A 20689-nucleotide genomic window follows, 5' to 3' on the forward strand; every position below is an offset into this window, starting at 1 on the left:
GCTCCCATCTCCCCTCACTCGCCGGCCAGCACCGGCGCGTAGTCCTCGCCGTCGATCAGCGCCTCGCCGTCGACCTCCAGGCGGCCCGACGGCCGCAGGTCCTTCACGATGTCCCAGTGGATCGCGGACTCGTTACGGCCTCCGCACTGGGGGTATGAGCGCCCCAGTGCGATGTGCACCGTGCCGAGGATCTTCTCGTCGAGCAGCAGGTCGCCCGTCATCGTGCGCATGCTCGGGTTGGTGCCGATCCCGAGCTCCCCGACCACCCGCGCCCCGGGCGCCGCGAGCACGCGATCCACGAAGTCGCCGCCCTCGGCGGCCGCGGCGGCCACCACGCTGCCGCCCGCAAACTCGAGTCGCAGATCAGTGATGCGCGCCCCTCCGAACCAGAAGCTGCCGGGGAACGAGATGTGTCCGTCCACCCCGTCCTCGCGGGGCGCCGTGGCCACCTCGCCGTCCGGCAGATTGGCCTCGCCGGCGAACGGCACCCAGGTGCGTCCGCTGCAGTCGAGCCGCAGGTCGGTGTCGGTGTCGACGATGCGCATCACCCGGGCGTCGTCCAGCCGCGCGCAGAGGCGGTCGAGGTGGGCGCGGTGCGCCTCCCAGTCGGCCAGCGTCCCCGCGAAGAACTCCCGCTCGAGCTGATCCACCGGCACACCGATGAGCTCGGCCCACGCGGCGCTCGGGATCCGGACCAGCGTCCACCGTGTGCCCTGCCACCTGGCCGTCGAGATCACGCCCTTGGCCTCGCGCTGCAGGCTGAGCCGCGCGCCGTCGATCTCCTCGGCCGGAGGCTCCATCCCGCGGAACGAGACGTGCACGTCGGCCCACTCCATCGACGCGAGCTCGAGCGGCGCGGGAGTCCGCAGCGTCTCCTCGTCGGCGTGCGCGAGCGCGAAGCGGTCGTAGCGCTCCTCCGTCAGCAGCACCTGCGGCACGCCGCCCAACCGGTACACCTCCTCGACGAAGGCCGCCACCGCGTCGAGTACGCCGACGGTGGTCGCGAAGACGCCGACCCGGGTTCCCGGTCCGACCTCGTTCACGCGCGCGAGGTGCGCCGCCAGTTCGGGCCACCGGCTCATGGGGTCTCTCCTTCCTTGGCCGCGCGGAGCGCCCAGTAGGTACGCTGGAAGCGTTCGTTGGCGGCGCGGATCGTCGCCACCGCGGGATCCGATTCGTCGCCTGCCGTCACCGGCGGCAGGAACCCCGGCCAAGCCGATCCCTCCTCCTCCGTGATGGTGCCCACTCCGATACCCGCGAGGATCGCGTCGCCGTACGAGGCGCCGAGCGTCTGCGCAAGCGCGAGGTCGCGGCCCGTCACGTCGCAGATCGTGCGGGTGATGATGGGGTTCTTCACGCCTCCGCCCACGGCGACGATGCGGGTTTCGCCGCGTCCCGCCGAAACGAGGGCCTCGAGCGCGAGCGCGATCGAGTGACCGACACCCTCCGACACCGCCCGGGCGAGCTCGGCGCGCCCCGTGCCGAGGCCGATGCCGACGAAGGCGGCTCGGGCATCCGGATCGTGGAAGGGAGTGCGCTCCCCGCTGAAGTGCGGCAGGTGCAGCACGCCGCCCGCGCCGACCGGCGCCGCCTCCGCGAGCTCCATGAGGCGGCCGAAGAGCGCTGCGTCGCCGTCACCGCGATCGAGATCGAGCTGGTCGGCGATCCAGCGCGTGGCCGTGCCGCCGGTGGAGGTTCCCGCCGCCAGCACGAAGCGGCCGGGCAGCACCCAGGGCGCGGCCCAGAGCACGTCGCTCGTCGTCGGGCGGTCTTCGATCCGGATGAGGTAGCCGGTGGAGCCGAGCTGCAGCATCAGGTCGCCCGGCACCAGGACCGAGGCCCCGACCGCCTCCGCCGGAGAGTCCGTGGTCCCTACGACGACCGGGAGCCCCTCGGGCAGGCCCGTCGCCACGGCCGCCGCGGCGGTCACTCCGCCCGCGAGCTCGGAGGACCACGCGGTCTCGGGAAGCTTCTCGGACGGCACGGTGCCCTCCAGCCCGTCGCAGTTGTAGCGCAGCTCGGCGAGCTCGTAGAAGGGGTGGGTGTAGCCGGCCGTCGCGTGATCCACGACCACCCGTCCGGTCAGCCGGGCGACGAGGAAGCTCTGGCTCGTGAGGTACCAGCGGGTGCGAGCCGCCACCTCGGGCTCGTTCCGCTCGATCCACAGCATCTTGGGCCCGGCCGACTGGCTCGTCAGCGCGTTGCCCGAGCGCCGGAAGATCTCCTCGCGCCCGAGCCGCTCCTCGAGCTCGGCGATCTCCGCGGCGGCTCGCGTGTCCACCCCGTAGAGGATCGCGGGCCGCAGCGGGCGCAGCTCCTCGTCGACGGGCAGCACGCAGGGGCCGATCGCGCTGCAACCCAGGCCGATGAGTTCGTCGTCCTCCGCCACGCGCGCCATGAGGTTCCGGGCCACCTCGACGAGGTCGGTCCACCACACGGCCTCGGCGTCGTGCTCGACCCACCCGGGCCGCGGCGTGCTGATGCCGTGCCGCGTTCGCGCCTCGGCTCGCACGGTTCCGTCTGTGTCGACCAGCACGCCCTTGGTCTCATACGTACCGATGTCGATCCCCATGAGCAGCCGGGTCATAGCTTCCTCCGTCCCGCGGTCATTTCTCAGCCGGTCCGCCGGCCGCGACTGCCGCCATGATGCTCGTCTGCGTGCCGGGAGCGCGACGTCGGCGCCGGCGCAGCTGCACCTGATCTACCACCATGACCGCGATCAGGATCACGCCCTGCGCGATGGCGTACTCGTAGGACGACAGGCGCAGAGCCGTGAACCCCGACTGGACGACCTGCAGCACGAGCGTCGCGAGCACCACGCCGGTCACCGTCGCATAGCCGCCCATCGGGTTCGTGCCGCCGAGTACCGCGATGACGATGACGAGCAGCACGTACGAGCTGCCGTAGTCGGCGCTCGCGGTCGGGTTGCGCGCCAGAAAGACGAGCCCCGCGCAGCCTCCGAGGAGGCCGGTCAAAAGGTAGGTGCCGTAGAGCACGCTCGAGCTGCGGATCCCCGAGTAGCGCGCCGCGACGCCGTTGGCCCCCTGCAGCATCGTGCGGCGCCCGAAGGGGGTGCGCGAGAGCAGCACCCCAATGAGCAGCGCGAGCACGAGGAAGATGAGGAACAGCACCGGGATGCCCGCGACCGTCGACTTTCCGATCGCGGCGAGGGCCTCCGGGGCGCCGTAGAGCGTCTTCCCCCCGGTCCAGACGATCGCGATGCCGTTGAAGATCTGCATCGTCGCGAGCGTGGCGAGGATCGGTGCGATGCCGACCGTCGAGATGAGGAAACCGTTGACGAGGCCGCCGAGGAGCCCGACGGCGATCCCGAGCAGCAGGATGAGAGGCGCGAGGCCCTCGGCCCTCGCCGGGTCGCCCGCGGCGACAGCGGAGTAGACGGTGCTCACGGTCACCGCGGTGAAGTTCGCGATCGCGACGAGGGAAAGGTCGATACCGCCGGTCATCATCGCGAACGCCATCGCGACGGCGAGGATCCCGATCTCGGGCGACGCGACCATCAGGTTCTGCAGATTCAGCGGATTCAGGAAGATCCCGGGCTTGAGCACCGCGAAGAACGCGAACGCGATGACGAGCAGCACCACCATGCGGCCGATACCGCGCTCGACGTGGATCCGACCGAGCAGAGACCGCGTCGCACGATCGACATCCGCGTTCAACCGGGCGACGCCCCCGGTGCCCCGTTCAGTCGACATGGGTCGCCTCCTTCTTCGAGGTGCCGGGATCCGCCTCGCCGGACGGGGTGGTATCGAGCACGAACGTGCGCTTCGCCGCCCGCTTGGCCATGACGGCCTGCACGCCGACGCCGAGGGCGAGCAGCACGCCGACGGCGGCGCGCTGCCACGCTGTGGGAACCCCCATGAGGATCAGGCTGTTGTTGATGATCTGCACGAGCAGTACGCCGAGCACCGTGCCCACGACGCTGCCGCGGCCGCCGAAGATCGATGCGCCGCCGAGCACGACGGCCGCGATGACGTCCAGCTCGGTTCCGACGAGATCCTGCGGGTTGGCGTTCTGCCCGAGCACCACGTGGATGAGGCCGCCGACCGCCGCGATCCCGCCGGCGAGCACGTAGAGCAGCACCTGGTACCGCACCACGGGGAAACCCGCGCGGCGCGCACCCTCGATGTCGCCGCCGATGGCGTACAGGCCGCGGCCGAACATCGTCTTGCCGAGCAGCAGGGCGACCGCGACGACCAGGATGACCACGGGGAGCGTCGCCAGCGGGAGATAGGATCGGGTGCTCTCGATCGCGATGAGGCTCGACGTCGACAGCCGGGAGAGGCTCTCCGGCAGCTCCGCGATGTAGCGCGAACCGATGTAGGCGAGCAGCACCCCCTTGAAGATGCCCTGGGTCGCGAGTGTGACGATGAGCGTCGGCAGCCTGAACCTCGCGATGACCGCGCCGTTCACGAGGCCGAGCAGGGCGCCGAGCGCGATCGCGATCGCGAGGACGCCGAAGAGACCGGGATCGAACTGCCCCTGCTGGGCGAGGAACACGGTCGTATACGCCGCGAAGATCGCGATGGCGGGGAACGAGACGTCGATCCCGCCCGAGATAATGACGAGCAGGACGCCGAGCGCGAGCACCATCGGCACGAGCGCCGAGCGGAGGATCGAGAAGAGCGTGTGGACGGTGAAGAACGTCGGGTTCACGAGGCTCATCACGACGACGAGCAGCAGGATGATGCCGACGAGCACGAGCTCGCTCGAGAGCTTCGAGGTGCGCAGCCTGGCGCGGCCGGTTCGCGATGAGGCGCTCACGCCGCCATCACCTCCTGGATCCGATGGGTGTCGATGCGGTCGTCGGTGAACTCGCCGACGATCTCCCCGCGGCGCACGATGAGCACGCGGTGGCAGATGGAGACGAGTTCCGGGACGTCGTCCGAGATCATGATGATGCCCATGCCCCCGGCGGCCGCCTCCCGCAGGATCTGGAGGATCTCCTCCTTGGAACCGACGTCGACGCCGACGGTGGGGCCGTTCAGGATCAGCACCCGGGGGTGGGTCGCCAGCCACTTGGCGAGCACGACGCGCTGAGCGTTGCCGCCCGAGAGCGAGCGCACGGGCGCGGCCACGCTCGGAGCCTTGATGCGCAGCCGCTCGAACAGACGCGCGATGGTCGCCGCGGTGCGCTTGCCGCTCAGGAAGACCTTTCCACGCGCATGCTCGCCGAGGGAACTCGCGATGATATTGTCCGAGATCGGCTTGTCGAGGAACAGCCCCTGCGTCAGCCGGTCCTCGGGCACGTACCCGAAGCCCGCGGCGATGGACGACTGAATGCTGCCGGGACGCACACGCGCCCCCGCGAGCTCGACGGTACCCGACTCGGGCTTCAGGACGCCGAAGAGCGCCTCGGCGATCTCGCCGCGGCCGGAGCCGAGGAGGCCGGTGAGCCCCAGCACCTCGCCCGGACGGAGATCGAAGGTGACGTCGGCGAAGGCTCCGGGGAGGGTCAGGCCGTCGACGCGCAGCAGCGGTTCGGCGTCGGGATCGACCTCGACGACGGCGCGCGAGTCGTCGACCTGGCGGCCGGTCATGGCCTCGGTCAGCGAGCGCACGTCGAACTCGTCGACGGTGCCATGCGCGACGAGACGACCGCTCCGCAGCACCGTCACCTCCTGCGAGACCGACAGCACCTCCTCGAGCTTGTGGCTCACGAAGACGAGCGCGACCCCGCGGCTCTGCAGCCGGCGTACCAGGGCGAAGAGCCGCTGCACCTCTGAGTGCGTGAGCGCCGTCGTCGGCTCGTCCATGAAGATGACGCGCGCGTCCTGCACGAGCGCTCGGCAGATCGCGGTGAGCTGGCGGTCGGCGACCGAGAGCCGCCCCACCTCCTCGTCGAGGTCGAGGGTCAGGCCGAGCTCCCCCACGATGCGGTCGGCCTCCGGTCGCAAGCGCTTCGCGCGGTAGAGCTTGCTGCGCGTCGCGATGGCCGCGGGCAGCACGATGTTCTCGGCGACCGTGAGGTTCGGGAACAGCGAGAAGTCCTGGTAGATCACCTGGATGCCGGCGCGGATGGCCAGCGTCGGCGTCATCCGGGGCACCGGTTCGCCGTCGATCAGGATCTCACCGACGTCGGAGGACTCCACGCCGCTGATGATCTTGATGAGCGTCGACTTGCCGCAGCCGTTCTCGCCCGCGAGGCAGTGGACGACGCCGGGGCGGAGGGCGATCCCCACCCCGTCGAGCGCCACCACGCCGCCGAACGTCTTCCTGACGCCGCGCACCTCGAGCACGGGAGGGACCCCGGCGGGGTCTCGATCAGTGGTCATCGGATCTCCTCGGTCGGGGGCCGGGCCTCCGCCCGGCCCCGCGCGTCACTCTGCAGTTGACGGGCCGACTCAGAAGTCGTACTCGTCGACGTTCTCCGCGTCCACGATGACAGCCGCGTCACCGACGAACACGTTGTCGAATCCCTCGAGGGGCTGCAGGGACTCGTAGCCCTCGATACCGAGGTCCGTGCCCGCTTCGATCTTCTCGCCGCTCACCAGCATCTCCGCGATCTTGAGCTGGGCCTTGCCCGCCATCGCGGGATCCCAGAAGAAGATCTTGTCGATCGAGCCGTCCGAGAGGTACTTCTTCGCAACCGACGGGATGCTCGTGCCCATCACGCAGACCTGGTCTGCGAGGCCGGCCTCCTGGACGGCGCGCGCCGCGCCGGCGACGTCGGTGCCGGCAGACCCCTGGATGCCCTTGAGGTCCGGGTACTTCGCGAGCAGCTCCTTGGTGCGCTGGTAGGCGACGTTCTCGTCCTCCTTGCTCTCCACCGGATCCTCGACCCGCTGCATGTCGGGGAAATCAGCCTGCTGCTGCTCGTAGGCGCCGCCGACCCAGTCCATGTGGGTCTTCGCGGTGAGACCGCCGACGAACTGGACGTACTCGCCCTCGCCGGACATGCACTCGCCGAGGTTATCCATGATCTGCGCGCCGTACGACTTGTTGTCGAAGGCCTCGATGTCGATGTCGGCGTTCTTGATGCCCGCCGCCTCGTGGGCCACGACGACGATGCCCTGATCGCGCGCCTGGCCGAGCACGTTCTCGAGCGCCTCGGGCGAGTTGGGCACGACGGTGATCGCGGCGGGCGCCTGGGGGATCAGATCCTGGATGATCTGGATCTGCTTCTCCGGGCTCGCGTCGTCCGCGCCCTCCTGGCGAGCGTCGTTCCCGCTCTCCTCCGCGTACTCGTCGACGCCGACCTCCATACGGTCGAACCATCCGACCCCCGAGACCTTCACGACCGTGACCATCGTCAGGGGGCCGTCCTTCTGCGACCCGCCGTCGCCCGACCCCTCGGCGGAGCCGCCGCCGACCTGACCGCAGCCCGTCAATGCGAGCGCCGCGATCGCTCCGATACTGATTCCTGCTGCCCATCTGCGCCGCATCTGACACCCCTTTGTGTGAGTTTCCATCAGGATTCCGTAAAACTGGTACAAAATCTCATTGCCTGGGAAGAGTAAAGCTCGCACCTCGACGTTGTCAACACGAGTCCCGGCGGTTCTTCCATTCGCACCCGTGTCAGCGGCGTCCCGCTCGGCACCGCAACGGGCCACCTCCGCCGCGAAGACGGCACGATGCATCCGGCCCCCGCACGCGCAGAGGCTCTCAGCTCCTCAGCCGGTGACGCACTCCACCGTCACGCCGGCAGCGCGCAGTCCGGCGAGGGCCGGATGATCCGCCGGACCGTCGGTGATCAGCAGGTCGATCTCCCCCGGTTGCGCCACGTTGGTGAGATGGACCCGACCCAGCTTGGAGGCGTCCGCGACCACGATGACGCGCTCAGCGGCGCGCAAGGCCGCGCGCTTCACCGCGGCCTCCTCGTTGCTGTAGTCGGAGAGCCCGCGCTTCCCGTCGACCCCGGAGACACCCATGATGTAGACATCGCAGTTGTAGCGCTCGAACGCCGCGACCGACTCCGCCCCGATGAGACTCAGCTCTCCGGGCCTCACGGTGCCGCCCGTCACGAGGATCGTCGTATTGGGCTCATTGTGGAGCTCGGCAGCCACGAGAATGCTCGGAGTGACCACCGTGAGGCCGAGGCCGCGGCCGACGATGGTGCGCGCCACCGCCAGGGCCGTGCTGCCGCTGTCGAGGACGACGGTCTCCCCCGGGATGAGATGCTCCACGGCGGCGATCGAGATCCCCACCTTTTCCCGGGCGCTCACGAGCGCCCGGGCGTCGAACCCCGGCTCGACCGCGGTGCCGTGCACGGCGATCGCGCCGCCCATGATGCGGCGCACGCTGCCCGACTGCTCGAGCAGTTCAAGATCGCGGCGCACCGTCATCTCGGAGACGCCGAATTCCTGCGAAAGAGTCTTGAAGTTCGCCTCTCCGTCCGACAGGATGCGTCGCTCGATCAGATCCCGCCGCTCCTGCGCTTCCATGCCAGGCCTCCCGTTAGTCCTCTCCAAGGATATGGCAGCGGATTGTGTTATTGAGTCACTTGTGATTGTATTCACGTGAATTATTCACACTTCTCTTCACGTTTGTCCACTTACTGAAACGAGGAACAATGACCGACTGGCTCCCCGACGTCTTCGGCACTCGCAAACCCGTCATCTCGATGCTGCACCTCGCAGCGCTGCCGGGAGATCCGGGCTTCGACTCCGCTGCCGGCGTCTCGGCGATCGTCGACCGCGCGAAGCGCGAACTCGGCAGACTGCAGGAGGGCGGAGTGGACGGCGTCCTGATCTCCAACGAGTTCAGCCTGCCGTACCTGACGAAGACCGAACCCATCACGGCCCTGACCATGGCCCGGGTCATCGGCGAGCTGCAGAACGAACTCGCGGTGCCCTACGGCGTCAACGTGCTCTGGGACGGACGGGCCTCCGTCGATCTCGCGACGGCGACCGACGCGAAGTTCGTGCGCGAGATCTTCACCGGGGTCTACGCGAGCGACTTCGGGCTCTGGAACACCAACGTCGGCGAGGTCGCTCGCCACCGTCACCGCATCGGAGCGGCGGGCGTCAAGCTCCTCTTCAATATCGTGCCCGAATCTGCGAAGTACCTGGCTGACCGCGACCTCGCCTCGATCGCGCGATCGACCGTATTCGCATGCAAGCCCGACGCGCTCTGCGTCTCGGGCCTCACCGCAGGGGCGCCGACCGACACCCAGTCCCTCTCGGTCGTGAAGGAGAACGCCGGCGACACGCCCGTCTTCGTGAATACGGGCGTGCGCGCCGATAACGTCGCCGAGCAGCTCGCCGTGGCTGACGGCGCCGTGATCGGCACATTCTTCAAGCGCGACGGCGTCTTCGAGAACGAGGCCGATCTTTCACGCGTGCAGGAACTGATGGGCGAGGCGCGCCGCTTCCGCGAGGCGCTGTAAGGCCTCCGTGTGCGGGCGCGCCGGCCTCGCTCACGGCTCGAGGATCACCTTGCCGGTCGTGGCGCGCGACTCGAGCGCCGTGTGCGCATCGGCCGCCTCCGCGAGCGGGAAGCGGGCGCCGATGCGCACGTCGAGCTGGCCGGCCGCGATCGCATCGAAGAGTTCGCCGTAGCGCCACGCCCGCTCCTCGGGGGTCCGCAGGAAGTGGCCGAGCGAGGGGCGGGTGACCGAGAGGGATCCGCCGGAGTTGAGCCGTTGCAGATCGAACGGCGGCACCGGGCCGCTCGCCGCGCCGAACAGCACGAGCTCGCCTCGCACGCGCAGTGCGCGCAGCGAGTCGTCGAACGTGCTCTTGCCCACCCCGTCGTACACGACGGCGACGCCCTCGTCGTCGGTGAGCTCGCGTGCCCGGTCGGCGAAGCCCTCGTAGTCGAGCACGGTGCTCGCCCCCGCGGCGTGGCTGAGGTCGCGCTTCTCTGGTGTGGAGGCCGTGGTGATCACGCGCACCCCGCGAGCCGTGAGCAGCTGGGTGAGCAGCAGGCCGACGCCGCCGGCTCCCGCGTGCACGAGCACCGTCTCGCCTTCCCGCGGATTCGCGGCGGAGGTCGCGAGGTAGTGCGCGGTGAGGCCCTGCAGCGGGAGAGCCGCGGCGGTCTCAGCCGAGACCGAGTCGGGTACGCCGACAGCAGCGTCCGCCGAGACCACGAAGCGCTCGGCGTAGGTCGCCCGAGCCTCGGCTGTGGTGATCAGGTCGCCGGGGGCGAACCCCTCGACGCCCTCGCCCACCTCGAGCACCCTGCCGCTGGCCTCCGCGCCCGGCGTGAACGGGAACTCCACCCGGTACAGGCCGGAGCGCTGGTAGGTCTCGATGAAGTTGACGCCCGTGGCCGCGGTCTCGACGAGCAGCTCACCGGCCGCCGGCCGGGGATCCGGCTCCTCCGTGATCCTCAGCACCTCGGGCCCGCCGCTCTGCTCCGCAGTGATCGCTCGCATAGTCATACCCCGACCCTACGCCCGCCCGCTGACATGCGCACCCGGAGCTCGGACCCACCTGAAGTCGTGTCCCGCCTCACCCAGCCTCCATCCCCCTCGAGGTACGGATTTCGCAGCGCCACCCGCGGGCAGGCATGCGAGATCCGTATCTCGAGCGGTGGCGCCCAGGCGCGGGGCCGTTTAGAACACGAAGCGGGCCGTGGGCCGCAATCGCCACTGGAACCGCGGGCCGCAGCCCGGGGCCCTCGCCCGCTCAGGCGCGACGCCGATCCCGCGCGACCGCGAGCACGGTGAGCACCAGCCCGCCCAGCGCCCACAGCGCGAGCACCACCGCCGCGATCCCTGCCCCCGAGGCGCCCGTCGCGATCGCCTGGAAGCCCTCGAGCACCGCCCCGATCGGACTCGCGTCGCCGGCCGCGGCGAGCGGGCCCGGCACGGTCGACACGATGCCCACCGCGAACGCCACCACGAGCAGCACGAACGCCACGAACCGGCCGAAGCCGCCCAGCAGCGCGGATAGCCCCTGCACCACGAGCGCGAACGCGACCCCCGCCAGCAGCGCGAGCCCGAAGAAGGCCGCGCCGCGCCCCAGCTCGTAGCCGAGCGCGAGCGGCAGCACGATCCCCGCGATGGAACCCTGCACCGCGCCGAGCGCGACGGCGGGCGCGGCGCTGCGCAGCGTGATCCACCCGACTCCGCGGGCTGCCTCGCGCGTGCGGTGCCACAGCGGCGCGAACACGAGGAATGCGGCGAGCGCCCCGGCCCACAGCGCGATCCCCGCGAACAGCGGCACGCCCGAGGCGTTGAACAGCTCGTCACTGACGCCGCGCGCCTCCACCGGCGCGACCGCGGTCTCGGCGAGACGGTCGCGCTGGGCCTCGGTGTAGTTCGGGATCCCGTTCACGGCCTCGTCGAGACCGCTGGCGAGGTCGCCCGCGCCACTGGCCGACCGCTCGGTCCCCTCGGCGAGCTGCGATGCCCCCTCCGCGAGCTGGGGGGCGTTGGCCGCGAGCTCGGAGGTGCCCGAGGCGAGCTGCGAGGCCCCCGAGGCGAGGCCCGAGGCTCCCTCCGAGAGCTGCGCGGTGCCCGATGAGAGCTCGGCGGAGCCGTCCGCCAGCTGCGACGCGCCCGCCGAGAGGTCGGCGCCCTGCGCGGCGAAGGACTCGAGGCCGCGGCCGAACTCGCCGGTGCCGGCGATGAGCTGGTCGAGTTGCGCGGTCGGATCGCCGCCGCCGGGCTGCCCGCCCCCGACGGAGCCCTGCAGCGTCGTCATGGCGCTTCCGAGGCCCTCGGCCCCTGTCTGAGCGGTGGAGAGCCCAGCTCCGATCTCGCCGGCGCGCGTCTGCAGCGTCGCGAGCATGCTGTCGCAGAACTCCTGCGTCGCACCCGACGCGAGGCACTGCGGATAGAGGGTGCCGAGATCCTCGCCCAGCCCTGCCGCAGCCGCACCCGCCGCCGTCATCCCGCTCTCGAGCTGGGACTGAGGCTCCGCGGCGTCGACCTGCAGCCGGCCGAGTGCCGAGACGAGGGTCTTCAGCTGCGTCGCCGCGGCGACCGTACCCTGCTCGAGGGGGGCGTAGGACTGCGCGAGCGTCGAGGCTCCGTCGACGTACCGGCCGACCCCGTCGGCGAGGCCCGCGGCTCCGGTCGCGAGTTCGCCGGCGCCGCCCGACAGCGCTCCCACGCCGGCCGACAGCTGGCCGGCGCCCGATGCCAGCTCGCCGGCGCCCGCGGAAAGCTGCTGCGTGCCCTCGGAGAGCTGGGCGGCGCCCTCTGCGAGCGATCCCGCGCCATCGGCGAGCTGCGCACCGCCGTCCGCGAGTTGCGCCGCCCCGTCGGCCGCCTCGCCGATGCCGCCGTGCAGCTCGTTCATGCCGACGAACACGCCGCCCACGAACTGCGAGCCGAGCTGCTGGTTGAGCACGCTCGTCGCGGTCTGCGTGACGATGCCGCTCAGGGCGGTGTCGATGAGCCGCCCGCGGTCGCTCTCCGCGATGTCGATGTGCGCCTGCTCGGCGTCGTCGGGCCCGCTCGAGAGCGAGGTCGCGGCGGCCGAGAAGTTCTCGGGGATCGTGACGACGGTCGAGTACCGGCCGTCGTCGAGCCCCTGCCGGGCGTCGTCCTCGTCGGTCAGCACCCAGGTGAAGTTCGCGGGTTCGTCGGTGTCGGAACCCGAGCCGCTCTCTCCGGGAGGATCGGAGGGCGAGGCGGATCCGATCAGCTCGCCCGCCAACACGCGCCCGAGCGGCACGAGCTGCCCGTCGACCTCGGCCGGCTCGTCGTGGTTGACGACGGCGGCGGTGACCGTGTCGAGGCGCTCCGTGGGGTTCCACAGACCCCACAGCAGCAGGCCCGCGACGGTGAGCGGCACGAGCAGCAGCCCGAGCACGGTGGTCCAGTGAACGGGCTTGCGGCCCCGGAGGGGCGTGAGCGGCAGGCTCATCGTGCGGTTCCTTCCAGAGTCGTGGTGTCGGCGGCGGGCCGGGCCGGGCTCGGCGAGGCAGGATCGTCGCCTGCGGCATCGCCCGCGGCGGGAGCGGCGGTCGCGACTGCACCCGCCGCGACCGGCTCGACGAGCACCGTGCCTGCGGGCAGCAGCCGCTCGGCGAGCTCGCGCGGGCCGAGCACGATGACCGTGGGAGGCGGCGCCGATCCGCGACTCCCCTCGATATGCGCCGCCGCGAGCGCGGAGTGCGCGCTCTCGACGAGCGGGAGCGGCATCGGGCGCGCAGCCCCCGCACGCAGATCGAGCAGCAGTACCGTGGGCCGATCCCGCAGCGCCTCGCGCAGCGACTCGGGATCCGCCCAGGCCGAGCGGGCGCGCAACGACGCGGCGCGTTCGGGCAGCAGCAGCCCGTCGACCTTCACGGTGCCGGTCACGATGGGTCCGCGCCCCGTGAGCGTCTCGGCGAGCGGCAGCGACAGCGGATCGCGCGGCGAGAGCAGCAGCGCCTCGCCGGGAGCCACCCGCAGCGTCGGCAGCGCCGGCGCGCCGCGCAGTCCCAGCCGCTCGGCCGCGATGACGGCGTGCGGCATATCGGCCGGCCACTCCCGGTGCTCGATCTCCCGCGCGAGGCCCTCGCCCTCGACGTCGAACGCCGGCAGCACCCGCGACAGCCCGCGCGGCATCCACCAGGCGCGGTCGCCCAGCAGCGCCATGACCGCCGGCACGAGCGTCATGCGCACGATGAACGCGTCGACGAACACGCCCACCGCGAGCCCGAGCGCGATGACCTTGATCGACGGGTCGCCCTCGGGCACGAACGCGGCGAACACCGCGAACATGATGAGCGCCGCCGCGGTGACCACCTTGGCGCTCCCCACGAAGCCCCGGCTGATCGCGTCGCGGGCGGAGGCCCCGTGCACGTACTCCTCGCGGATGCGCGAGACGAGGAACACCTCGTAGTCCATGGCCAGGCCGAAGAGCACGCCCATGAGGATGATCGGCATGAAGCTCAGCACCGGCCCGGTCGAGCTGACGTGCAGCGCATCGGCGAGCCAGCCCCACTGGAACACCGCGACGACCGCGCCGAACGCCGCCCCCACCGAGAGCAGGTAACCGAGCGTCGCCTTGACGGGCACCCACACCGATCGGAAGACCATGGCGAGCAGGATCAGCGAGAGCCCGACCACGAGCACGCCGAACGGCAGCAGCGCGTGCATCAGCATCTCGGAGACGTCGATGCCGACCGCGGTGAACCCGGTGACGGAGAGGCTGACGCCGTACTCGTGCAGCCACTCGTCGTGGTGCTCGCGCAGGGTGTGCACCAGATCGGCGGTGCTCTCGGAGTGCGGCCCCGCCTCGGGCACCACCTGGATGATGGCGGTGTCGGCCCCCTGATTCGGGGTCGCGAGCGGCACATCGGCCACGCCCGGCACTCGCTCGACCTCGCGCTTGAGGTCGTCCATGAGGCCGAGCGGATCCTCGCTCGTGATGATCGAACCCGTCAGCAGCAGCGGGCCGTTGTGGCCCTCGCCGAAGTGCTCCCCCGTCAGCTCGTAGGTGACGCGGGCCGGATCGTCGGCGGGCAGCGAGGTCGCGTTCGGCAGGGCCAACCGCAGGTCGAGCGCGGGCACGGCCGCGAGGCCGAGCGCGGCGAGCACCGCGACGATCGTGAGGATCGGCCGCCGCGTCACCGCGCGCACCCACCCGGCGAAGAACCGGTCGGCGCGGGAGGGGGTGTGGGAGATCGCGTCATCCTGCGCGAGCTCGCGGGCCTGCTCGGCAGCGGAGGCGAGCGCGCGCCGTTGCTTCTTCGGCAGGATCCGCATGCCCACCATCGCCATGATCGCGGGCGTCAGCGTCACCGAGATGAGCACTGCCACCGCGACCGCCGCGGCCGCGGCGACGCCGAGGGCGGTGAGGAACGGGATCCCCGCGACCGCGAGGCCCACGAGGGCGATGATGACGGTGAGGCCGGCGAACACCACGGCCGATCCGCTGGTCGCGGTGGCGCGGGCGATCGATTCCTCGACCTGGGCGCCGGCCCGCAGCTGCTCCTGGTGCCGGCTCACGATGAAGAGCGTGTAGTCGATGCCCACGGCGAGGCCGAGCATGAGGGCGAGCATCGGGGTGGTCGAGGTGAGGTCGGCGAACGCGGTGACCAGGAAGAGGCCCGCAATCGAGACCCCGACGCCGATGATCGCGATGAGCAGCGGCATACCGGCAGCGATGAGCGAGCCGAGGGTGAGGATCAGCACCACGAACGCGATCACCACGCCGACGGCCTCGGTCGGGCTGATGCCCGGCACGGCCGCGGAGAACATCTCGCCGCCGTAGGAGGTCTCAGCGCCGGAGGGCAGACGATCCCGAAGTTCGTCGGTGGCCCGCTCGATCCCCTCCACGGTCGCGTCGGGCACCGTGGACATATCTCCCTCGACCTGCACCGTGATCAGCGCGGCGCTGCCGTCGTCCGCGAGGCCGCCGCTCGCCTGGTCGCTGAAGGGCGTCTGCACGGCGGTCACGCTCGGCACGTCCTCGAGTGCCGAGGCGGCGTCGTCGATGATGCGCTCGTAGACCGAATCGTCGACCCGCTCCCCGTCTGCCGCGACCACGATGATCGTGGCGCTCGTGCCGCTCACCTCGGGGAAGGTGCGGCCGAGTTCGTCGAGCGCCTGCTGCGACTCCGTGCCGGGGATCGTGATCGGTGCGTTCGCGCCCTGGCCGAAGAGCGCGGCGCCCGTGCCGAGCAACGCGAGCAGGGCGATCCAGAGCACGAGCACGAGCACTCGGGCGCGGGCCGCCCAGCGTCCGAGGGCGTAGAGCAGTGTGGACATGCGGGCCTTCCGGTGGCGCGAGCGGGCTGACGCGGTTCGATACACGGATGCATCGAAACGATACACCAGTGTATCCGACTGGATACACCGATGTATCGGCGCGTTCTCAGCTTCGGCTTCGCGTGAGACAATGACAGGCATGTTCTCCGCCGCTCCCGATTCCGCAGCGCCCGGATCCGGGTCGGATCCGGCTCCGAGCGCTCGCCGCCGGGAGACCCGCAATCGGCTCCTCGATGCCGCCGCCGAGGTCTTCACCGAAGCCGGCCTGCAGGGCGCCACCGTCGAGCAGGTCTGCAGCCGCGCCGGATTCAGCCGCGGCGCGTTCTACTCGAACTTCTCGAGCAAGGAGGAGCTGTTCCTCGCCGCACTGCAGCACCAGTACGAGCTGCGCGCGGCGCAGCTCACCCGGCGAGCCGAGCAACTCATCCCGCACCTGCAGGAGTGCAACGAGCCCCTGCAGCCCGCCGAGGTCGCCGAGTACGTGCAGGAGTTCCTCGCGCCGGTCGACGTCGAATCGGCGTGGTTCGCACTCGAGACGGAGTTCATGCTGCTCGCCATGCGGGATCCCGAGATCGCCCCTCCGGGCTTCGCGGGCTTCCTCGACGCGCTCAAGAGCGAGCTCGCCGAGGTGGTCGAGAAACTCGTCGACGCCGCGGGCCGCCGCTTCACCCTGCCCGTCGAGCGGGCCCTCGCCGTCTTCGACGGGCTCTACGACCGCGCGGCTCGACTCGCCGCGCTCTCGGGCGGCGCCGTCTCGGAGGGGTCGGAGGAGCTCGGAGGCCGGATCACCGAACTGCTCTTCGTGATCACCGAAGAGGTGGAGTGAGGCGCGCGCCCCGCCGCCGCCCGCTCCACCCGTCGCCCCCGCACGCAACCCACCGCACCCCCCGCACGCACCCCGCACTCCCGCACGCAACTGCACCGATCTGCCGTAGAACACACGATTTCGGCCGATTTCGGTGCTTCAGGGCAGATCGGTGCGGTTACGACGGGGCACACCCGCAGCACATCACCATGTCGGTCGGGCTGCCCGCCGACGCGCGCTGCGCGATCGAGTTCGTCGCAGCGAAGTCCTAGAGGCGCCTCCGAGCTGCCGAGTCCCCGCGCGGTGGCCCGCCCGCGAGGACTCGGCATTGTCATGCCCGGCGGGCCACCCTGCGCGCCGCTGAACCCGAGCCCGACTCAGGCGCCTCGTCGAGCGCGCAGCACGAGCACGCCCGCGCCGAGCACGAGCAGCGCGCCCGCGGCGACGCTCATCAGGAGCGGCGCATCGCCTCCGGTGCTCGCCAGGTCGCTGCCCGGGTGCTCGGCGGTGCGCCCGTCCGATCCCGCGCCATCAACGCCCGCACCATCAACCTCCGCGCCATCGGCACCGCTGCCACCAGCACCATCGCTATCGGCACCGGATCCGGCGGCGTCACCCTCGCTGTCGGTCCCATCGCCGTCGGCACCACTCCCGCTATCCGCGTTGCCGTCGTTGTCGACGTCACCCTCGGGATCGCCGCCGCCCGGCCCGTCGCTCAGCACCGCCCTGCCGAGCGGAGCCGGGTCGACGACCTCGTGCGCCTCGAAGTAGGCGATCGAGGCCGCCAGGTCCGCCTGGCCGGTATCGGTGCGATCCGTCCCCTCCGCGAAGGTGAGGAAGTTGTCGCCTCCGCCTGCCAGGAACGAGTTGGTCGCGACCGTGTACGTCGCCGCCGGGTCGATCGCCTCTCCGTGCAGCGCCATGGAGACGATGCGCTCCCCGCGAGCCGCATCGGGGTCGTACTCGTAGCTGAAGCCCTCCGAGACTCCGAGGTGCAGCTTCGGCCGCGACGCCCCGTCGGGCTGCCACTGCTCCTCGAGCACCGCCTTCAGCTGCGCCCCGGTCAGCAAGACCGTCACGATCGTATTCGCGAACGGCTGCACGTTCGCGACATCGCGGTAGGTCACCGTGCCGTCGTCGCCGAAGCGCAGATCGTCTCGGAGCCCGCCGGGATTCATGAGGCCGATCGAGGCGGGTGCTCCCGCGTACCCCTCGTTCGAGGTCGACCACAGGTACATGTCGGCGACGAGGTTGCCGATCGACGACTCCACTCCGCGGTCGCTCCCCGACGGCTCGCCGCCGCGCACGATGTCGGCGCTGATGCGGCCGACGGGCACGGATCCCCGCTCCTCGGCATTCTCCACGGCTGCGTTCACGATACCTTCGACCTCCGGATCCGGCTCGAACGCCGCAGCGCCGTCGACGACGAGCGGCACGAGCCCGCCCTCGATCGAGACGAGCTGCTTGCTCGCCCGGTCCACGCGGATGTCGAGCTTGCCGACAGTCGTGCCGTACTGGTGCGCCTGGATGACCGGGCGCCCGTCGATCACGCAGTCGTACTTCTGATGGGTATGCGCCGAGACGATCGCGTCGACCGCGTCATCTGCGCCGCGGACGAGCTCGCCGAACTTCGTGGCGTCGGCCTCGACGGCCGCGCAGTCGCTCGTCTCGGATCCCTCGTGCGTGAGCAGCACCGTCACGTCCGCGAGGTCCCCCGCCTCGATCTCTGCCGAGACCCGGTTGACGGCCTCGAGCTGGTCTCCGAACTCGATGTCGGCGATGCCGGTCGGGCTGACCATCGCGGCGGTCTGCTCGGTCACCGTGCCGATGAATGCGACGCGCACCCCGTCGACCTCTTGCACGACGTACTCGCGCAGCGCGGGCGTCTTCGTGCCCTTCCGGTACACATTCGCTCCGAGCGCGAACTGGTCTCCTCCGAAGCCGGGGATCACACGCTCCACGAGGTCGGCGAAACCGCGATCGAACTCGTGGTTGCCCACGACGCTCACGTCGAGCCCCGCCTGCGCGAGTGACTCGATGGTCGGCGAGTCGTCGTCGATGAACGAGGTGAAAGTCGACGCGCCGATGTTGTCGCCCGCGGAGGCGAACAGGGTGTTCGGATTCTCGGCCCGATAGCTCTGCACCGCGCCGGCGAGCACGGCCGCACCCGCTTCCCCGCTCTCGGCGTTCGCCTCGATCCGGCCGTGGAAGTCGTTGATCGTGAGCACCTGCACGTCGACGGGGGCCAGCAGATCCTCGATCGAGAACACGGTCGTCGTGCCCGAGACCTCGTTGCCCGCCACGAGCAGAGGAGTGCCGGTGGGCGAATCCGTCGCGTCGACGAAGGAGAGGCCCTCGGGGCCGAGATCACCGGCGGCGGCGAGGTCGCCGCCCTCCTCGACCGACTGGGAGAAGTCGCGGTTGTTGACGTAGGTCACGAACGAGGGCGAGCCCGGGTTCGTGATGTCGTAGGTTGCGATGCCGCCCACGCGCTCGAAGCCGACGAACGCGTAGCTGCGGTCACCGACCTGCCCGACGACGACCGACTCCGGTTCGGGACCCTTGTCGTCGCTGCGCCCCTCGAGGTTCGATTCGCCGTGGTTCGAGTTGAAGTACTCGGGGTTCGCGGCGAGGGTGACCTCCTCGAACGATGATCCCGAATCCCAGACCAGCTCTCCCGAGGTGCTCCAGATCGAGAACGACCGTCCGCCGAAGACGTACAGCTCCGAGTAGCAGCCGCGGGCCTCGTCGAAGCCGAGCTCCTTCGTGACGTTCAGGCGCCCCAGCTCGTCGTCGCCGAGCTTGTCCGCGAGCGCGCTGTCCGTGCAGACCGGGCCGTACCCGTCTCGGGGCGCCCCGCTCTCGTCGGTCAGATCCTTCACCCGCGACGGCTCTGCGTAGTCGCCCCACTCGCGGGCATCGCCCTCGTTCGCCGTGACGAGGTAGCTCGCGCCGTCGCCGGCGGTGTACGCGTCGATCGCGTCGGGCATGTACACGCCCTTGAGCCCCTGGTAGCTGCGCAGCTCGGCCCTGCCGTCCTTGTCGCTCGGATCGAGCGCGTTCTGCGCGAGCCCGTGATCCTTGAACCCGAGCGGTCTGATCGCGCTGACCGTCGCCGAGGCCAGGTCGACCTCTGCGACGGCGTTCGCCTCCTGCAGGGCCACGTATGCGGTGCCGCCGTCGACCGCGACGTACTCGGGTTCGAGGTTGCGGCTGACGGGCAGATCGTCGCCGTGCGGCGTCGGACCGAACACGCGCACGCCCTCCGGCAGCGCGTCGCCCTCGAACGCGTGGAAGTCCGCGATGCGCACCGCGTCCTGCGCGGGGGCGGCGAGCTCTCCGGGCAGCGCGACCACGGAGATCGACCCCTCCGGGTCCACCGAGAAGTCGTCGGCGGGCTCACCCTCGTTCGCGACGACGGCGTATGCGCCGTCTCCTGAGATCGTGACCATGTCGGGCAGCGCTCCCACGGCGACGGTGCCGAGAACCGCGGATGCCGCGTCGCTCGCGTTCGCGTCGAAGAACAGCAGGTGGCCGGGATCGGTCTTCACGCTCGCCTCGAAGGCGACGACCCCGAGCCCGTCGGGTCGGATCGCCACCGAGTTCGCCACCCCCTCGGAGCCGATGGCGAACAGCTCGGTCATCGCGGCCGGGTTCGAGTAGTCGAGCACGCTCACGGATCCCGCCTGCGCGTTCACCACGAACAGGCGATCGCCGTGCGCCTGCACGATCTCGGCGGCCGACTCGTCGAACACGCCGGTCTCGAACGAGCCGATCGGGGTCAGCGCGAGCGTGGCGTCACTCGCCGAATAGGCGATCGGCGCGTCGACGACGGCGGCGGTCGCCGTCGTCGAGGCCAGCGGCGCTGCGACGAGCGCGCAACTCACGACGGCGGCCGCGGCGCTCTTCAGCCACAGCCTCGATTTCGGGGCCTTCATAGTTCTCCTCCTGGTAGGTGCCCATGCACCTCATCCAGGTTTCAGCACCCGGTCGACGGGCAGATGAACCGCTGCATAACGGCAGGCGAACTCGCGGCGCTGTTTCGCGCGGACGCACATCGAGGAAGACCCGCCCCTTCGACAGGCTCAAACCCCCTGAGGGTGGGGTTCTGAAGCGGCTCCTGCGGATCAAAGCCTCCGCCGCCTCTCGGGGTCATCGAGGCCAGAGGCGTCGATCTGCGCGACGGCTTGGTTGTGGGACGCAGACCCCCTCTTACATCCGCTGAGAGGCGCCAAGAACGCACCTCACTCCGAGATGGGGCTGGCACT

At 70.6% G+C, this 20689-nt stretch carries 13 protein-coding genes; 2 read left to right on the forward strand and 11 right to left on the reverse strand.

Annotated elements, in window-relative coordinates:
* Nucleotides 1–14: 14 nt before the first annotated feature.
* The 7 genes from AC0KXF_RS06225 to AC0KXF_RS06255 form a co-directional block, all read right to left on the reverse strand.
* The gene (locus AC0KXF_RS06225; protein WP_473108336.1) at nucleotides 15–1082 is read right to left on the reverse strand and encodes an aminopeptidase; all 1068 of its coding nucleotides are present in this window, start codon (nucleotides 1080–1082) and stop codon (nucleotides 15–17) included.
* A complete protein-coding gene (locus AC0KXF_RS06230) occupies nucleotides 1079–2587 on the reverse strand; it encodes an FGGY-family carbohydrate kinase (protein WP_473108337.1) in 1509 nt (502 codons plus the stop codon). Before AC0KXF_RS06230 ends, AC0KXF_RS06225 begins: the two co-directional genes overlap by 4 nt.
* Before the next feature lie 19 nt (nucleotides 2588–2606).
* The gene (locus AC0KXF_RS06235) at nucleotides 2607–3713 is read right to left on the reverse strand and encodes an ABC transporter permease (RefSeq protein WP_473108338.1); all 1107 of its coding nucleotides are present in this window, start codon (nucleotides 3711–3713) and stop codon (nucleotides 2607–2609) included.
* On the reverse strand, nucleotides 3703–4782 hold the full coding sequence (locus tag AC0KXF_RS06240) for an ABC transporter permease (RefSeq protein WP_473108339.1): 1080 nt from the start codon (nucleotides 4780–4782) through the stop codon (nucleotides 3703–3705). The genes AC0KXF_RS06235 and AC0KXF_RS06240 overlap by 11 nt, the downstream gene beginning before the upstream one ends.
* Nucleotides 4779–6293, reverse strand: coding sequence for a sugar ABC transporter ATP-binding protein (locus tag AC0KXF_RS06245; protein ID WP_473108340.1), 1515 nt, complete (start codon nucleotides 6291–6293; stop codon nucleotides 4779–4781). Before AC0KXF_RS06245 ends, AC0KXF_RS06240 begins: the two co-directional genes overlap by 4 nt.
* 69 nt (nucleotides 6294–6362) lie before the next feature.
* Nucleotides 6363–7403, reverse strand: a complete 1041-nt coding sequence (locus AC0KXF_RS06250) for a substrate-binding domain-containing protein (protein WP_473108341.1) — start codon at nucleotides 7401–7403, stop codon at nucleotides 6363–6365.
* Between the two features lie 228 nt (nucleotides 7404–7631).
* On the reverse strand, nucleotides 7632–8402 hold the full coding sequence (locus AC0KXF_RS06255; RefSeq protein ID WP_473108342.1) for a DeoR/GlpR family DNA-binding transcription regulator: 771 nt from the start codon (nucleotides 8400–8402) through the stop codon (nucleotides 7632–7634).
* A 128-nt stretch (nucleotides 8403–8530) separates the two neighbouring features.
* On the opposite strand from AC0KXF_RS06255, the gene AC0KXF_RS06260 reads away from it, so the two are divergent.
* Nucleotides 8531–9346: a BtpA/SgcQ family protein gene (locus AC0KXF_RS06260; protein ID WP_473108343.1), complete on the forward strand. Its 816-nt coding sequence runs from the start codon at nucleotides 8531–8533 to the stop codon at nucleotides 9344–9346.
* 30 nt (nucleotides 9347–9376) lie between these two features.
* Here AC0KXF_RS06260 and AC0KXF_RS06265 read toward each other — a convergent pair whose 3' ends face one another.
* The 3 genes from AC0KXF_RS06265 to AC0KXF_RS06275 form a co-directional block, all read right to left on the reverse strand.
* Nucleotides 9377–10339 carry a quinone oxidoreductase family protein gene (locus AC0KXF_RS06265; RefSeq protein ID WP_394358285.1) on the reverse strand — a complete coding sequence of 321 codons (963 nt, stop codon included), beginning with the start codon at nucleotides 10337–10339 and terminating at the stop codon, nucleotides 9377–9379.
* 253 nt (nucleotides 10340–10592) lie between these two features.
* Complete coding sequence (locus AC0KXF_RS06270) at nucleotides 10593–12782, reverse strand: YhgE/Pip domain-containing protein (RefSeq protein WP_473108344.1); 2190 nt, start codon at nucleotides 12780–12782, stop codon at nucleotides 10593–10595.
* Nucleotides 12779–15616, reverse strand: a complete 2838-nt coding sequence (locus AC0KXF_RS06275) for an MMPL family transporter (protein WP_473108345.1) — start codon at nucleotides 15614–15616, stop codon at nucleotides 12779–12781. The genes AC0KXF_RS06270 and AC0KXF_RS06275 overlap by 4 nt, the downstream gene beginning before the upstream one ends.
* 139 nt (nucleotides 15617–15755) lie before the next feature.
* Here AC0KXF_RS06275 and AC0KXF_RS06280 point away from each other — a divergent pair, with 139 nt between their 5' ends.
* Nucleotides 15756–16442: a TetR family transcriptional regulator gene (locus tag AC0KXF_RS06280; RefSeq protein ID WP_473108346.1), complete on the forward strand. Its 687-nt coding sequence runs from the start codon at nucleotides 15756–15758 to the stop codon at nucleotides 16440–16442.
* A 356-nt stretch (nucleotides 16443–16798) separates the two neighbouring features.
* Here the strand turns inward: AC0KXF_RS06280 and AC0KXF_RS06285 are convergent, their stop codons facing one another.
* On the reverse strand, nucleotides 16799–20359 hold the full coding sequence (locus AC0KXF_RS06285) for a choice-of-anchor I family protein (RefSeq protein WP_473108347.1): 3561 nt from the start codon (nucleotides 20357–20359) through the stop codon (nucleotides 16799–16801).
* Nucleotides 20360–20689 lie beyond the last annotated feature (330 nt).

This window comes from Leucobacter holotrichiae, assembly GCF_055791005.1.

Coding starts and splice junctions, on each gene's coding strand:
- AC0KXF_RS06255 (WP_473108342.1), bottom strand. CDS start 8,402: ATGGAAGCGCAGGAGCGGCGGGATCTGATCGAGCGACGCATCCTGTCG.
- AC0KXF_RS06250 (WP_473108341.1), bottom strand. CDS start 7,403: ATGCGGCGCAGATGGGCAGCAGGAATCAGTATCGGAGCGATCGCGGCG.
- AC0KXF_RS06285 (WP_473108347.1), bottom strand. CDS start 20,359: ATGAAGGCCCCGAAATCGAGGCTGTGGCTGAAGAGCGCCGCGGCCGCC.
- AC0KXF_RS06260 (WP_473108343.1), top strand. CDS start 8,531: ATGACCGACTGGCTCCCCGACGTCTTCGGCACTCGCAAACCCGTCATC.
- AC0KXF_RS06235 (WP_473108338.1), bottom strand. CDS start 3,713: ATGTCGACTGAACGGGGCACCGGGGGCGTCGCCCGGTTGAACGCGGAT.
- AC0KXF_RS06225 (WP_473108336.1), bottom strand. CDS start 1,082: ATGAGCCGGTGGCCCGAACTGGCGGCGCACCTCGCGCGCGTGAACGAG.
- AC0KXF_RS06245 (WP_473108340.1), bottom strand. CDS start 6,293: ATGACCACTGATCGAGACCCCGCCGGGGTCCCTCCCGTGCTCGAGGTG.
- AC0KXF_RS06265 (WP_394358285.1), bottom strand. CDS start 10,339: ATGCGAGCGATCACTGCGGAGCAGAGCGGCGGGCCCGAGGTGCTGAGG.
- AC0KXF_RS06275 (WP_473108345.1), bottom strand. CDS start 15,616: ATGTCCACACTGCTCTACGCCCTCGGACGCTGGGCGGCCCGCGCCCGA.
- AC0KXF_RS06230 (WP_473108337.1), bottom strand. CDS start 2,587: ATGACCCGGCTGCTCATGGGGATCGACATCGGTACGTATGAGACCAAG.
- AC0KXF_RS06270 (WP_473108344.1), bottom strand. CDS start 12,782: ATGAGCCTGCCGCTCACGCCCCTCCGGGGCCGCAAGCCCGTTCACTGG.
- AC0KXF_RS06280 (WP_473108346.1), top strand. CDS start 15,756: ATGTTCTCCGCCGCTCCCGATTCCGCAGCGCCCGGATCCGGGTCGGAT.